Source organism: Sphingomonas sp. R86521 (assembly GCF_042466235.1).
In the GTDB taxonomy this organism is placed as follows: Bacteria; Pseudomonadota; Alphaproteobacteria; order Sphingomonadales; family Sphingomonadaceae; genus Sphingomonas.
The window spans coordinates 408,063-423,183 of record NZ_JAXHBY010000001.1 but is presented as its reverse complement, the minus strand read 5'-3'; the positions used below and the strand labels follow the sequence as shown (position 1 = coordinate 423,183).

14 protein-coding genes are annotated in these 15,121 nt (G+C 67.0%); 4 read left to right on the top strand and 10 right to left on the bottom strand.

The annotated features are described in order from the left end of the window. Positions 1-128: 128 nt before the first annotated feature. From SJY20_RS02045 to SJY20_RS02030, 4 genes are all read right to left on the bottom strand, one after another. On the bottom strand, positions 129-1,790 hold the full coding sequence (locus SJY20_RS02045) for an ATP-binding protein (RefSeq protein ID WP_380784947.1): 1,662 nt from the start codon (positions 1,788-1,790) through the stop codon (positions 129-131). Positions 1,791-1,861: 71 nt separating this feature from the next. Further along, entirely contained in the window at positions 1,862-2,581 is a 720-nt protein-coding gene (locus SJY20_RS02040) for a TIGR02186 family protein (RefSeq protein ID WP_380788515.1), read from the bottom strand. A 43-nt stretch (positions 2,582-2,624) separates the two neighbouring features. After that, positions 2,625-3,539, bottom strand: coding sequence for a sulfite exporter TauE/SafE family protein (locus SJY20_RS02035; RefSeq protein ID WP_380784946.1), 915 nt, complete (start codon positions 3,537-3,539; stop codon positions 2,625-2,627). 1,053 nt (positions 3,540-4,592) lie between these two features. Next, positions 4,593-5,552: an IS1595 family transposase gene (locus SJY20_RS02030; protein ID WP_380784945.1), complete on the bottom strand. Its 960-nt coding sequence runs from the start codon at positions 5,550-5,552 to the stop codon at positions 4,593-4,595. Between the two features lie 106 nt (positions 5,553-5,658). On the opposite strand from SJY20_RS02030, the gene SJY20_RS02025 reads away from it, so the two are divergent. After that, entirely contained in the window at positions 5,659-5,886 is a 228-nt protein-coding gene (locus tag SJY20_RS02025; protein WP_380784944.1) for a DUF6471 domain-containing protein, read from the top strand. Between the two features lie 11 nt (positions 5,887-5,897). Here SJY20_RS02025 and SJY20_RS02020 read toward each other — a convergent pair whose 3' ends face one another. From SJY20_RS02020 to SJY20_RS02005, 4 genes are all read right to left on the bottom strand, one after another. Then, positions 5,898-6,818 (bottom strand): hypothetical protein, encoded by a 921-nt coding sequence (locus SJY20_RS02020; RefSeq protein ID WP_380784943.1) that lies wholly within the window; start codon positions 6,816-6,818, stop codon positions 5,898-5,900. Between the two features lie 101 nt (positions 6,819-6,919). Further along, positions 6,920-7,846 (bottom strand): hypothetical protein, encoded by a 927-nt coding sequence (locus SJY20_RS02015; RefSeq protein WP_380784942.1) that lies wholly within the window; start codon positions 7,844-7,846, stop codon positions 6,920-6,922. Next, a complete protein-coding gene (locus SJY20_RS02010; protein WP_380784941.1) occupies positions 7,843-9,258 on the bottom strand; it encodes a glycosyl transferase family protein in 1,416 nt (471 codons plus the stop codon). Before SJY20_RS02010 ends, SJY20_RS02015 begins: the two co-directional genes overlap by 4 nt. A gap of 219 nt (positions 9,259-9,477) precedes the next feature. Next, positions 9,478-9,981, bottom strand: a complete 504-nt coding sequence (locus SJY20_RS02005; RefSeq protein WP_380784940.1) for an outer membrane protein assembly factor BamE — start codon at positions 9,979-9,981, stop codon at positions 9,478-9,480. 139 nt (positions 9,982-10,120) lie between these two features. Between SJY20_RS02005 and SJY20_RS02000 the strand changes: the two genes are divergently transcribed. Continuing rightward, positions 10,121-10,609 carry a ubiquinol-cytochrome C chaperone family protein gene (locus SJY20_RS02000; RefSeq protein WP_380784939.1) on the top strand — a complete coding sequence of 163 codons (489 nt, stop codon included), beginning with the start codon at positions 10,121-10,123 and terminating at the stop codon, positions 10,607-10,609. Beyond that, on the top strand, positions 10,606-11,124 hold the full coding sequence (locus tag SJY20_RS01995) for a YceD family protein (protein ID WP_380784938.1): 519 nt from the start codon (positions 10,606-10,608) through the stop codon (positions 11,122-11,124). Before SJY20_RS02000 ends, SJY20_RS01995 begins: the two co-directional genes overlap by 4 nt. A 125-nt stretch (positions 11,125-11,249) precedes the next feature. On the opposite strand, the gene SJY20_RS01990 is transcribed toward SJY20_RS01995, so the two are convergent. After that, a complete protein-coding gene (locus SJY20_RS01990; RefSeq protein ID WP_380784937.1) occupies positions 11,250-11,789 on the bottom strand; it encodes a SixA phosphatase family protein in 540 nt (179 codons plus the stop codon). Between the two features lie 31 nt (positions 11,790-11,820). Beyond that, on the bottom strand, positions 11,821-14,520 hold the full coding sequence (locus SJY20_RS01985; protein ID WP_380784936.1) for an ATP-dependent DNA helicase: 2,700 nt from the start codon (positions 14,518-14,520) through the stop codon (positions 11,821-11,823). Positions 14,521-14,774: 254 nt separating this feature from the next. Between SJY20_RS01985 and SJY20_RS01980 the strand changes: the two genes are divergently transcribed. Continuing rightward, complete coding sequence (locus tag SJY20_RS01980) at positions 14,775-15,074, top strand: hypothetical protein (protein WP_380784935.1); 300 nt, start codon at positions 14,775-14,777, stop codon at positions 15,072-15,074. Positions 15,075-15,121: the final 47 nt, after the last annotated feature.

Genomic DNA, 15,121 nt, shown 5'->3' with positions numbered 1-15,121 from the left:
GATCTAGCCTGCGACGGTTCTCCTGCGAACGCAGGAGCCCAGGGTTACGGAAGACGGGGCTCGAGCCTCCTGGGCTCCTGCTTTCGCAGGAGAACCGCGTGTGTATGCCGGTCCTGCCCGCCAGCGCGTTATTTCCCCTGTGCGCGCCAGCGTTGGATGGTGCGGGCGATGATCTGATCCTCGCCGCCGACGTCGCGCCATAGCTGCGAGAATAGTGGGTCGCCCGAAGCCGGGCGCTTGGCTTCGTCGAGGCCGTCGAACGACACGCGGACCGGGATGGTGACGCCTTCGCCGCAGATGATGCATTCGCGGTTGCGCAGCGCGGGGATCGAATCGAGGAAGCCGCGCGCACCTTCGGGCATCGCGGCGCGGACGAAGGCCTGGTCGCGGTCGTTGTTGAGGCGCATCGCGATGATCGTGCCGCACTGCGAGAGGACGCCCTCCGCGAGATCGGACGGGCGCTGCGTGATCAGCCCGAGCGAGACGCCGTATTTGCGGCCCTCCTTGGCGATGCGGCCGAGGATGCGGCCGACCGAATTGGAGGTTTCCTGCCCGGCGGGGATGTAGCGATGCGCTTCCTCGCAGACCAGCAGGATCGGCCGCGGCTCTTCGTTGCGCGACCAGATCGCATAGTCGAAGGTCATCCGCGCCAGCACGGCGACCACCACCGAGGTGATGTCCGACGGCACGCCAGACACATCGATGATCGAGATCGGCTTGCCCTCGCCCGGCATGCGGAAGATGCGCTGCAGGAAGCTCGCCATGGTGTCGGCGACCAGCATGCCCGAAAACATGAAGCCATAGCGTGGGTCGGACTTGATCTCGTCGATCTTGGTCTTCAGCCGCAGATAGGGCGCGGTGTCGCCGGCGCGGTCCATCTTGCCCATTTCGAGGCCGACGATGTTGGTCAGGTCGCTGAGCAGATAGGGGATCGGGGCGTCGACGGTCAGTTTCGCGATCTCCTGCCCCAGTCGGCTTTTCGCCTTCGCCATCAACAGGCATTTGGCGAGGATGTCGGCGTCGAACTGGCGATCCGACCCGCTGCTGGTCAGGAACACCTCGCAGTGCTCCTCGAAGTTCATCAGCCAGTACGGCATCTGCAAATTGGTGACGTCGTAGATCGCGCCATTACCGCGGAACGCCGCGCCATATTCGCCGTGCGGATCGATCATCACGATGTGACCCTGCGGCGCGAGTTCGCAGATCCGGTGCAGGATCAGCGCGGCGCTGGTCGACTTGCCGGTGCCGGTCGATCCGACCAGCGCGAAATGCTTGCCGAGCATCGCATCGACATAGAGCGCGGCGCGGATGTCCTTGGTCGGATAGACCGTGCCGACCTCGATGTTCGCGCGATCCTCGGCGGCGTAGATCTGCTTCAGGTCGGCGGTGGTGATCGGATAGACCTCGCACCCCGGCATCGGATAGCGCGTGACGCCGCGGCGGAAGCGATAGAGCTTGCCGGTCAGGCGCTCCTCGTCGCCTTCGCCGAGAAAGTCGATCTCGGCGATCACGCGCGTGCCCGCCGCGTCGTCGAGCTTCAGCGAGCGGACGTTGGCGACCAGCCAGGTCGATCCGACACGCATCTTGATCTGGCTGCCAACCGAGCCCGCCGACGCGACCACAGGATCGGTATCGTCGATCAGCGTCTCGATCGAGGCGCGGTCGATGACGATGCGGCTGCTGGCACCGGCGATCGCGAAGACATAGCCGATCGGCACCGTCGCCTGACCGGCCAGGCCGCCGGCCGGAGTGGCACGCTGGAACGCATCGGCTCCCAACATCTCGGTCATCGTCGCTACGCCTCTGCTCATACAGCCCGATGCTATGCGGGTGGAGGCGTAAAGATCACGTTATCCAGGGCCTAGACCCGGCGCGCGATCCAGCCGGCGCCCCAGCCGAGCAGCATCGACAAGGCGACCGCGGTGAGGCCGTAGAGGATCGACGAGCGATCCGCGGCGCGCGCGACATAGCGTTCGAACCCGGATTTGCGGATGTCGATGTCGCGCACCGCCGCCGCCAGCACGCGGCCGTCGCGAATCAGGAAGGTTTCCGCGGTGAACCGCCCGACGGGAACGCGGGCGGGAATCGTCACGCGGGCGCGGTAGAGCACGCCGTCGGTGATCTCGACCGCATGCGGGGCGGCGTAATACAGGCCGGCGCGGCGCTTGAGGTCGACGAGGCCACGCTGGAAACGGTCCTGCGTCTCGGCGGGGGCGCTGGACGCTGGGGACAGTTGCAGGCTGTCGAGGCCGAGTTCGTAGATCGCGCGCGTGCGGTCGTCGACGATCCGGTCGATTGGGCGCGATGATGCGATCGCGTAGAAGCTGGGCGCCGAGCGATAGCGCAGCCGTGCGGCGTTGACCCAGATCCCGGCGACCTTTTCCTTCTCGCGGATCAGGACGGACTGGGTCGGCCCCTTCACGACGACGACGATGTCGGTCGGCTGCGCGGCGCCCGGCACGCGGCCACCGGGATAGAGGATCGCGCCGAACAGCAGCAGTTCGGCCCCGGTAAAGCTGTAGGCGATCTCGATATTGCGCTGGCTGACGTCGGGGACGAGCACGGGCTTCGCCTGTGCCATCAGCAGCGGCGTCAGGAGGAGCAGGCGCCTCACGACCCCGTCCTCACGACAGCGTGACCGAGAAGATCTCTTCCGGGCGCCAGACGAGGCCGAGCAGCACGCGGACGCCGATCGCCAGCACCATGAGCGCCAGCGCGAGCCGGAGGTACTCGGGCTTCACCTTGGTCGCGAGGCGGGCGCCGACCTGCGCACCGACCACCGATCCGAGCAGCAACAGCGCGGCGAGCACGATGTCGACCGCCTTGGTGGTGGTGGCGTGGACCATCGTCGCGACCGCGGTGACGAACAGCGTCTGGAACAGCGACGTGCCGACGACGACGTTGGTCGCCATCCCGAGCAGATAGATCATCGCCGGCACCAGGATGAAGCCGCCGCCGATGCCGAGCAGGATCGTCAGGATGCCGGTGCCGAAGCCGAGCAGCAGCGGCGCGAGCGGCGAGATATAGAGGCCCGAGGCGTAGAACCGCGTGCGCAGCGGCAGCGCCGCGACCAGCGGATGGTGGCGGCGTTTCCGCGCACGCGGCGGTCGGCCGCTGCGTTGCCGGCGGATTGTGCCGAACGATTCGCGGGCCATCAGGCTGCCGATCGACCCGAGCATGACGACGTAGACGATCGCGATCACGGTATCGATCTGCCCGCTTTCCTGGAGCAGGCGGAACAGCCACGCGCCGAAGAACGCGCCGAGGATGCCGCCCGCGACCAGCACGCCGCCCATCTTGGTATCGACCCCGCCGCGCCGGAAATGCGCGAACACGCCCGATACGCTGGCGCCGGTGACCTGGCTGGCGGCGGACGCGGCGGCGACGGTCGGCGGGATGCCATAGACGATCAGCAACGGCGTGGTCAGGAACCCGCCACCGATCCCGAACATCCCCGACAACAGCCCGACCCCGCCCCCGAGCAGGATGATGACGAGCGCATTGACCGACAGGTTGGCGATGGGGAGGTACAGATCCACGGGGGCGTTATAGCCGATCGCGCCCCCGCGGCTAGAAGTCGCTGCCGATCGAAAGCGCGGGGCCCGAGCCGGGTCGCGCGGTGCCGCCGATGCGCTGGCGCCAGTCGAGCGGTATTATGTAGCAGATGCACCAACGCGGGGACAGACGTAACCGCCTGTGAGTTGTAATGCCATCATATGCAGGACGGATACGATCAGACCCTTAGCGGTCTCCTTCGCAAGCGCGCCGAACTGGCGGGCCAGGTTGAAACCCACAGGATCGCTTGGGAGGATGCCGGATCGGCGCTTACCGCGATCGACGCGGCGATAATGGTGTTCGACCCCGGCATACGGCCGAGCGAGCTACCCGCGTGCAAATCGGCGCCTATCGCGCTGTCAGGGGCTACGCCGATACAGCGGCGGCTTCTCGACATGATGCGGCGCGCTGGTGGCCCGTTGCGGACGCTAGACGCCGCCAAGGAGATCATGGTGGAGCGCGGCATTGACCCGCGTAACCGTGTGGCCGCAACGGCGATACGGAAGGCGGTTGGGGATGCCTTCGGGCGGCTTCGTAAGGCGGGCCACGCAACCGGCGCTAAATACGGGAGTGGATCAGAACTAGAGTGGCGGCTGATATAAAGACTTGTTTATATCTACATGTCTCAGCGATGTTTTTGCGCCACACTTCACGAAATGTTCACGCTTCGTCGCAGCTAGAACAAAAATGATTCGACTCGGGGGCTCGGCTTCGCGAATAGTGTCCGTGACGGCCCGCCGTCATTCTTCTGTCTGCCCCTAGGCGCTCTTTAGCGGCGGGGCGTATGGGGCGTCCCGGAGCCCGGGGCTCACACCCCGGACCCCAAGGAGAATGACATGCGTGTCGCTTGCTCTTGGCCGAAGGCTGTGTCTGTGGTGGACTACTGGCGCTTTCGGTTCGGTCGCTTTGAGTACGTTCGTACTCATTGCAGGTCTTACCCTAGCTAAACACTAGGGTGACCACACCGTGCGGCGGGTCGTCACCGTTAAAGTCCCAAACATGCCAACTTGGCAAGTGAAAAGTTAGCCTGACTAACGTCAAGCGGCTCGCTGCCAGTATCCAGCCCACTTACGCGATACCGGCGACACCATCGCGGACCGAACTACCATCGCGGCCTGCGAACCGTTGGCAACGCGGCGGTTGTCCTCGCGCCATGCCATCTCGCCAGCGTAGGCGTTCAGGTATTCGCCAGCGATCCGGTGATGTACGCCAGCCTCGGCGCGGCGAAGGCGGCTGAAAAAGCTTTCCGCCTGATTGGTGCAAGCGCCGTTGGCCGAGTACGCTTCGCTGTGGTTGATACGGAACGTCTCGTAGCGGGCATGTAGCTTATCCCAGTGCGAAGCTTCGTCAGCATGAACGACGGTGCCGGGTGCGACATTGGCGGCGACCAGGGCCACGCCAACGGCTTCCGACTTGCCGACGAACGTCAGGGTATCGCCACCGCGCTCGCGCATCACGACGACCGACTGACGCTTGCCGTTCTGTGCAAGCAGGGTGCGGCGATCGACACGCTCGTTCTTGCGGTTGGCTGGCTTCACATAGCCGCCGAAATAGGCGCCATCGACCTCGACAACACCGTCCAGAACGCGGCCCTGTGCTTCAATCGCCATCGCTTCGCGCAGCTTGTGCGAGAGGACGAACGCGGTCTTGTACTGCACGTCCAGGTCGCGGCTGACCTGCAACGCCGAAACGCCCTTGGCACCGTTCACGAAAATGACGATTGCGGCGAGCAAGTCGGTGAACGATAGCTTGCGGCTGGCAAAGATCGTGCCGCTGGTCACCGAGAACTGGTGGTAGCAGGCAACGCACTTGAAGCGACGGCGCGACGTGATGTTGTACGTGTCCGGGCAACCGCACGACGGACACACAGCCTCGCCTTCCGTCTCAGGCCAGCGCATGCGGCGGAATGCCTCGTAGGCTGCATCCTCGCCCATCTTGAAAACAGCCTTGAGGCTGAGGGTGCGGGCCGCTGCGGTAAGGAGAAAGTGCTGTGCCATGTCATCGTATCCAGTGCTTATGCATCGGATATAGTGGCAACGCCACACTCTATGCAAGGGCAAATGCATCGCGTATGATGCTATTTGCGGTTATTTGGAGCGCGGGATGGTTGAGGCGAAGGAATGGGAGGATCGCGTAAAGGCGATGCTCAAGGCGGAGTTAAAGCGGAAGGGCGTTACCTACGCCCAGCTTGTCGGCAAGCTGGCAGATATCGGCGTGATGGACAGCGAGCCGAACATCAGGAACAAGCTGGCGCGGGGAAAATTTACAGCGGTGTTCATGATCCAATGCCTAGAGGCTATCGGTACTTCGTCCTTGCGGCTGTCGGATTAACTCTGGGAGCGTCACCAGACCGACAGGCCGCAACCAAGCAACAGGCACAAGCTCAAGAGTCCATAGCGCGAAGCCTGCGAGAGATTAATACGCGCTTCAAGCAAGCGGACCAACGCATAGACCCCAATAAGCCATGCGCTAAGGGTGGCAACGATCACAAGTCCGACCTTTGCGCCCAGTGGAAGGCGGCAGACGCCGCGTATGATTCCGCCCTCTGGACAAGGCGGTCCTTCTATCTGTCGGTAGCTGGATTCGGAATTGGTCTCCTCACGCTTTTGGCGGCCGGGGCCGCGGCCTATTTTGCTTGGGTTGCTGCGGCGCAAGCTCGCCGGAGTAACACTCTCAACATGCGTGAAAATGCTCGCAGCAGTCGGCGAGCGCTCCAAGGGGCGCGCGAGACCGAAGCCGCTTTGGTAATCGCCGGACAGAATGCCGATGCCGCAACCAGCATGGTCAAGGTCTCCGAGGAGAACGCTGAGAAAGGCCTTAGGGCTTACGTGAGTTTTGGAAAGGTGAAGATCGTTGACGGTCCAGCGCATGAAGATCCGGCGAAGGTAAAAAAATCCTTCCAAGTCGAAGTATGGAATAAAGGCGCAACCCCGGCCTATCAGACTAGAATAGCCTATTCCGTTCTTATAGATGGCGAAGATTGTAGTCCCGTTGATAGCATTTTTGAGAATGCAGTAATCGCCGCCAACGATTTTATTAAATACGATGCGCTGGTGATCACGGGAACGGACGTCTGGCCTAAGATAGAATCGGGCGGAGCAATAATCGATATTACGGTGTTCGTTAATTATATGGACGTGTTCAAGTGCTTCCGGAGAACCAACATAAATTTGCGAGCTGAAAGCGACCGGAAGGTCGCCAAAGGCGGGTGCTACATGGACTAGCGATGCGAGGCTCAAGAACGTCGCAAAAAAAATAGACACGCTATTTCGCTCCTAGACGAACGGTATCGTGCAGGGTGTCACTGTCTGCGATACGTTCGCCGCCGTAGGGCGTGACTTCCGCAATCGCGTTGGTGCACTTGCTACATAATACCGCAGTCGAGGTTGAGGCGGATCGCCTTGCCCGCGACCGGGACCGCGATGCCGACGGTCGGGCCGATATCGAATCGCCGTGCGCCACGTTGCGCGCTGCCCCAGGCGCCCAGCCCGAGATCGACCCGCATGCCGGCGAGGTGCGCGACCGGATGGGTCAAACGTGCGGCGGTGTCGACGAAGGTCTCGACGCCGTCGCGCGCGATCGCACCGGCCTGCCCGTACGCCTCGAGCCGGATGCCGGGCGCGATATCGGCGGGGCCATAGCCTCCGATGATGCCGAGCATCGGGCCTCCGCGACCGCCGTCGAGCGAGATCCTGTGTTCGGCGAGCAATCGGACCGGGATGCGGGTCGGCTGCCATTCGACGCCCAACGATGCTTCGCGTCCGCGGCCCCTGATCGGGGCGGATACGCGTGCGGCGAGCGCGATCCGCCGGGCGCTGCCGAGTGCGTAGGTGACGCGCAGACCCGCCTGCGACGCGCCGAGCTGGCCGCCGTCGAGCGAGCCCGAGGGTCCGCCCCGCGCGAGCAGCCAAGTGCTGCCGGCGAGACGGCTGCGGCCCTGCGCGATCGGCGTCAGCGCGAGCGAGGATGGGAGGGAACTCCTGGGCCGCTCCGATCGGGGTTCGACGAGGATCGGCGCGGCGACTGCGACGAGCAGCAACGGCGGGGAAGCATGCGTTCCAGGCGGCGGGAGCGGCGCCGGGACGGTAGGGGGACTGGCGACCGGGGGCTGGATGGACGGGACGAACGCCTTCGCCAACGCCGGAATCAGCCGCTCTGCGACCGCGCGCGGAACGATCGCCTCGACCAGCGCGGGCAGCGGTGCCGTGGTCGGGAGCAGCGCCAGAGTCCGAATCGCGATCCAGCCGCCGAGCGTCAGCAGGAGGAAGCGAAGCGGGCGGCCGCCGGTCACGGCAAATCGGTGCTTACGATCGCCGGACTCGTCGCGGGACCCATCGCAGGAGCATCCGGGAATTCGTGGCTGGTCTTGTCCCACACCGGCGCCGCGCCGCGGAGCATGCGGATATAGCGCACCAGCGCGCGCGGCGCGGCGTTGAGCGCGACGAAGTTCCCGACGACGAACCGCGGCAACGACCAGAAGGCTTCGCGAAGACCATAGCTGCGGCCGGTGAAGATCATCCGGGTGCCAAGCCGCCAGAGCAGCAGCACGGTGTTGACCGCCAGCAGCCACAGGCCCGGCCAGCCACCGGGCGCCGGGCTGGACCCGATATACCAGTGCAGCACCGCGGCCAGCGCCCAGACCGGCAGCGCGCAATAGGCCATCGCCAGCACGACGACGGCCAGCGGACCGCGCCGGTCGCGCATCCGCATCCAGTGATCGGCGAACGCCAGCGGACGGGCCCAGCCGGTGCGATCCCATCCGGCGAGCGCGATGCCGGTCATCCAGCGCGTCTTCTGCCGCACCGCCGCATCGATCGTACCGGGGAAGAAGGCGCGGACCGCGACGATGCCGCCGCGGGCATCGTCGATCCGCGCGAACAGCCCGCGCGCGCCGAGATCCGCCATCCGCAGCCCGAGCTCGTAATCTTCGGTGAGGCTGGTCGCATCGAACGGATCGCCGCCCCGCTCGGCAGCGATGACCGCGAGGATGTCCGGGGTGATCGCGCAGCCGGTGCCGGCCAGCGGCATGCCGGCGCCGAGCGCGGTGCGGACCACGAGCTGCTTGGCGTGCGCTTCGGCGAATTCGTCGGCGTAATGGCCCGACACCAGCTGCGCGCGGCGGTTGACGAGCGGGAGGACGGGCAACTGCACATAATCGTGCTGTTCGATCAGCGCGTCGAAGATACGCAGTTCGTCGGCGTGGACGACATCCTCCGCATCGTGCAGCACGATCGCCTTGGTCGCGACGCCGGTGCGCGCATCGTCGCGCTGCAGCGCGTGCCACAAGGTGTTGAGGCAATCCGCCTTGGTGGTCGGGCCGTCGCGCGTGCCGATGACGAGGCGGATTCGCGGATCGCGCTCGGCAACCGCCGACGCCGCGCGGATGGTGCCGCGATCGTTCGGATACAGCCCGACATAGATCCGGTAGTCGGGATGATCGAAGCGCTGCACTGCGGTCGTCAGCATGTTGCCGATCACCGCAACCTCGTCCCACGCCGCCACAAACACCACGATCCGCCCAGACCGATGCGGCGGGGGCAGCGTCGCGAGCGTCAGGCGAGGCCGTCCGCCGCGGCGCCATCGCCCGATGAGGAAGACCAGATCGACCAGGAAATCGTCGACGCCGCCGATCAGCAACCCGACCGCGGCGAACAGCGTCGTCTCGCGCGCGACCGCATCAATGAACCAGATCGACTCGCCCATCGCGCATCCCCCGGCGCGAAATTAGCGGGCGATAGCGCCGTTTCGGCGGGAGTCAGGTTCGTTACGGATGTTTAGCGATTAATTATGGGGTTAGCGCGAATCGCAGCGAACCAACCCGGGGATGGCGCGTTAACACGACGATCCCTTTCCCCCCTTTCGGGATCGGTGCCGGTCCAGGCCCGGTCGCGCCGATGCGTAGCACGCGGCGCGACCAAACCCTTATGGCCGGTCGCGTCCGCCGCCGCCGGTGTTGCTGCCATTGTTGCCGCCGCCGGACCCAGCCGCACCGACCGTGCCGATGTTGCCGAACAGATCCTGGAAGAAGCCACGCTGGCGACCGAGCGTCGGCGTCTTCTTGCCGTACGGGGTGATCGAGGCGACCTGATCCATGCCGCCGCGGCGAATCGCGGTCACGGTACCCTTGGCGTCGAAGCTGATCTGCAGCGTGATCTGCGCGTTCGGGCGCGGATTGCGGAACGCGTAGTTGCGGCTGTCGCGGGCGAGGTAATACCAGTCGCCCTGCCCGAACTGGCCGCTGATGGTCGGCTTGCCGAGCGTCGCCTGCACCGACTGGCGGTTGTCGACGCCTGGCTGGACCGAATTGACGAGGTCGGTATCGACGACATAGCCCTGGTGCGAGCGCAGCTGGGCGCAGCCACCGGTCGCGACTGCCGCGAGCAGCGCCACAGCGGCAAGACCCGTACGGGCGGAAAACACGCTCATAGACAACTCCAGGGCGGGGTACGCGCAACAGCGGCGCCGTGCGCGATTGCATCGGCGGCCGATCGCCTCGATATGCGAGGATGCGCGGGCAGACAAGCCGCAGGCGGAAAGGCGTGTTGCTTTGGGGTGGTTCGGGCGATTGCTGGGAGAGAAGCGCGACGAGGCGCTGCCGCTGTACAACGCGGTGGTGCTGCATGCGCGCGCGGAACACTGGTACCTGGCGGGCGAGGTGCCCGACACGGTCGATGGCCGGTTCGACATGATCGCGACGATCCTGGCGCTGGTGATGCTGCGGCTGGAAGCGGAGCCGGCAGGCGGTGAGCCCGCGGCGCGCCTAGCCGAGCGATTCGTCGACGACATGGACGGGCAGCTGCGCGAATTCGGAATCGGCGATATCGTCGTCGGCAAGCATATCGGGCGGATGATGGGGATGCTGGGCGGGCGGCTCGGCGCGTATCGCGACGGGCTGGCGGCGGGCGACATCGACGGCGCGATGATCCGCAACCTGTATCGCGGCGTCCAGCCATCGGCCGCGGCGCTGGACCATATCCGCGGCGCGCTGTTCGGATTCCACGCCGTGCTGGCGGGCACGCCGATCGACACATTGCTGGCAGGAGAGTTGCCGTGAATACCGAATTCAGCCGTCTCGAACGGCTCGACACGATCGGCGAGCGCGACCGGACGGTGACGATCACCGCCAACGAAGGCGAGCGCGCGGCGGTCGCCAAGCGCTTCGGGCTGGTATCGATCGACCGGCTGGAGGCGACGATGGCGGTGCGGCGCGAGGGCGGCGGCATCGTCGCGCACGGCCGGGTGTCGGGCGATGTGGTGCAGGCGTGCTCGGTAACCGACGAGCCGTTGCCGGTGACGATCGACGAACCGGTGTCGCTGCGCTTCGTCGACGACATCGCCACCGAGGCGGACGAGATCGAGCTGTCGGAGGACGTCCTCGACACCATGCCGATCGAGGGCGGCGCGATCGACCTGGGCGAGGCGGCGGCGGAGACGCTGGCGCTGGCGCTGGATCCGTTTCCGCGCGGACCGAACGCGGCGGCGGCGCTGGCTGCGGCGGGCGTGGTGGCCGAGGAGGATTTCCAGCCGGCGAATGCGTTTGCCGGGTTGAAGGCGCTCGCGGGGAAGTGAGCGGCGGCGGGGAAGTAGTTCCGTAGTTTCGTCATCCCGGGCTTGTCCCGGGATCCAGGGTAACGGGCGGCACCGCGTGGGGCTCTGGATGCCGGGACGAGCCCGGCATGACGAAGCTCGGCGGGTCAGTCGGCGTCGGGGCCCAGCGTCGGATCGAGGTCGCGGGGGCGGACGAAGCGCGAGAAGCGCGCGCCGCCGGCCACGACGTCGGCCCAGGCGTCGACATCGAACGCCAGTTCGGCGAGGCTCGCGGTCGGATATTTGTCCTCGACCGCGTCGCGGTGCGGGTCGATCGTGTCGGGGACGAGCAGCAGGACCAGATCCTCGAGGCCGGGATTGTGGCCGACCAGCAGGACCTGATCGACGTCGGCGGACAGGCCGTGGACGATGTCGAGCAATGTCGCCGCAGACGCCAGGTACATCCGCCGATCCCAGACCGGTGCCAGCGTGCGGCCATAGCCCGACACGATCTCGTCCAGCGTCTCGGTCACGCGGAGTGCGGGGGAAGCGACGACCTGGTCGAATTCGAGACCGAGCGTGCGCATGTGCCGGCCGACCATCGCCGCGGCGCGCTTGCCCTTGCCGTTGAGCGGGCGGTCGTAATCGCGCGCGACGGGGTCGTCCCAGCCGGACTTGGCGTGGCGCAGCAGCGTCAGCGTCTTCATGCCAGCAGCGTCAGCGTTGTCATGAAAGTCCTCAGGCCGGTTCGCGCAGTCCATGCCCGACGCGCGGCGTCGAGGAAAGCCGTGTCGCGATTCGGCTCACCGCTTCGTCGAGCGTGACGCGGGCGATCGGCACACCCGGCGGGAAGGCGCTGAGCAGCCGCGAGGGCATCGCCGCGGACAGCATCACGAACGCGCCCGAATCGTCGGCGCGGCGGATCAGGCGGCCGAACGCCTGCGCCAGCCGCGCGCGGACGATGCGGTCGTCATAGGCCGAACCGCCGCCGGCAAGACGCCGCGCGGCGTGGAGGACCGAGGGTTTCGGCCAGGGCACGCCTTCCATGACGACCAGTCGCAACGACTCGCCGGGAACGTCGACGCCGTCGCGGAGCGCATCGGTACCGAGCAGGCTGGCGCTGGGATCGTCGCGAAATATGTCGACCAGCGTCCCGGTGTCGATCGGATCGACATGCTGGGCGTGGAGCGGCAGGCCTTCGCGTGCCAGCCGGTCGGCGATGCGGCCATGGACGCCGCGCAGGCGGCGGATCGCGGTGAACAGGCCCAGCGTGCCGCCGCCGCTGGCGACGATCAGCCGGGCATAGGCGTTGGCGAGCGCGGCGACGTCACCGCGTTTGACGTCGGTGACGATCAGCACCTCGGCCTGGTTGGCATAATCGAACGGGCTGACCGCCTGGAAACGGGCGGCGGGACGCGCGAGATGCGGTGCGCCGGTGCGCGCTTCGGCGACATCCCAGTCGCCGCCGCCAGTGAGCGTCGCGGAGGTGACGAGCGCGCCGTGTGCAGGCTTGAGGACGATCTCGGCGAACGGACGCGTCGGGTCGAGCCAGTGGCGGTGAAGGCCGATGTCGAATTCCCGACCATCGCCGCGGTCGACCGCGAGCCAGTCGACGAAGTCGGCATCCGCCGGGCCGCCGACGCGCGCGAGCAGCGACAGCCATGACGCCACCGTCTCGGCGCGCCAGCCGATCGACGCGATCGCACCTTCGACGCGGGCCCGGGCGGGGCCGTCGAGCCAATCGGGTGCTTCGGCGAGCACCGCCTCGAGACGCCGGCCTAGCGTGACCAGCGGCCGGACCAGCGCGTCGAGCGCAGCGGCAGCCGCCCCCGCCGTCTCGATCAGCGTCGCATCGGGTTCGGCGAGTTCGGTCTCGAGCCCGTAGCCCGCATCGCCTGGCTGTTCGGCACGGGCATAGGTGAGGCCACGGACCGCCGCGAGCAGGGTTTCGATCGGGCCGAACGGCGCGCCCTCCCCCACCCGCTGCAGCCAGCCGTCGCTGGCGAGCGCACCGGCGGCGGCGACGGCTTCGGCGATCGCGCGGGCGCCGCCCTCGTCATAGCTGGCGACGTCCGACAGCCGGGCGGCGAGACCGCGGCGGCGACCGCGACCGCTCGATTCGGGACCGAGGATCCACCGCCGCAGCTCGATCGCCTCGGCGCCGGTCAGCGCAGTCGCGAACATCGAATCGGCGGCGTCGAAGATATGGTGGCCCTCGTCGAACACGTAGCGCGTCGGCCGGGTGGCGAGTTCGCGACCGCGGGCGGCGTTGACCATGACCAGCGCGTGGTTGGCGATGACAATGTCGGCTTCGCTGCTCGCCCGCGCCGCGCGCTCGATGAAGCATTTCTTGTAGTGCGGGCAGCCGGCGTAGACGCATTCGCCGCGGCGGTCGGTGAGCGCAGTCGAGCCGTTGCGGCGGAACAGCGTCGGCAGCCAGCCGGGCAGGTCGCCGCCGACCATGTCGCCGTCCGCGCTGTACGCCGCCCAGCGCGCGACCAGATGCGCGAGGATCGCCGCGCGGCCGGCGAACCCGCCTTGCAGCGCGTCTTCCAGGTTGAGCAGGCAGAGATAATTCTCGCGGCCTTTCCGCGTCACGACCTTTGCCTTGCGGATCGTTGCGTCGGGATAGAGGCGCGCGGTTTCCTGGCCGAGCTGGCGCTGCAGCGTCTTGGTGTAGGTCGATATCCACACCGCCCCGCCCGCCTTCTCCGCCCAGAGCGAGGCGGGCGACAGATAGCCGAGCGTCTTGCCGATCCCGGTGCCGGCTTCGGCGAGCACCAGATTGGGCGAATCGCGCATCGCGCGCGGGGCGAACGCGGCGGTGGCGGCGCCGGCATAGGCGCGCTGGCCCGGGCGTTCCTCGGCGCCGTGGCCGGTGAGGTCGACGAGGCGCGCTTCGGCATCGCCCGGTTCGATCGTCACGGTGCGCGGGGCGGGACGCGGCGCGTGCTCCTCCCATTCGGGCAGGCGGCTGAACAGCCAGCGTTCGTCGACCTGCGGCTTCTTCAGGCGGTCGGCGACCACCGGCGCCCATGGCCAACGCAGCCGGTAGAGCGACTGCGCGGCGGTCCACGCGCCTTCGCGCTCGGGCCAGTCGCCATCGGTGATCGCGAGCAGCGCTTCGGCGGCGCGCAGCAGGAACGGTGCGATCTGCGCATCGTCGCCCGGCAACGGCAGGTTCGCGACGCGCGCGAGGCCCTTCGGCGTCGGCACCGCGAACTGCGCGGGGTGCAGGAACGCGTAGAGTTCGAGCAGGTCGAGCCCGGTGAGTTCGGCATAGCCGAGCCGCTGGCCGATCAACGGCGCGTTGAGCAGGATGACGGGTGTGTCCGCGGCGATCCGGATCGCCTCGCCGCGGCCGACCGCGCGGGTTTCCTCGGCGGTCGCGATCCAGATGCCGGCATGGCTGGCGTGCAGGGCTGGATAAGGGAGCATCGTAACGGATATCGCGTGTCGGGAACGAAAGGGCAACAGCTGGGTGGCGCGCAAACTCGTTTCGTCATCCCGGGCTAGTCCCGGGATCCAGGGTAACCGGCGACACCGCGCGTGGCTCTGGATGCCGGGACGAGCCCGGCATGACGGGGTTTGGGGGCCTTGGCACAAACCGGGGTGACCGCGTTCGGGCGTTCCGCATGCAACCGCTACCCGCGGTATGCGTTGCGCAGACTGAAACAACAGGGAGATATAGAATGCGGAACATGTTGATGGCGCTCAGCGCCCTGTCGCTCGCCATTCCGGTGGCGGTCGTCGTTCCGGCCAGCAAGGCCGAGGCGCGCAAGGAATATCGCGGGCACAACCAGCGCTATCGCGGCAAGCGCTGCCGCTATTCGAGCGGCACGACGGGTCTGGTCGCAGGCGGCGTCGGCGGTGCGGTCGCGGGCAATGCGCTCGGCGGCGGGCTGCTCGGCACGGTGGCGGGTGGCGCAGCAGGCGCACTCGGCGGGCGTGCGATCGACCGGTCGATGACCGCAAAGCGTCGCTGCCGCTGAGCCTCTAGGGGTGACGGAGTGTGACCGAAGCGCTAGTCGCTTCGGTC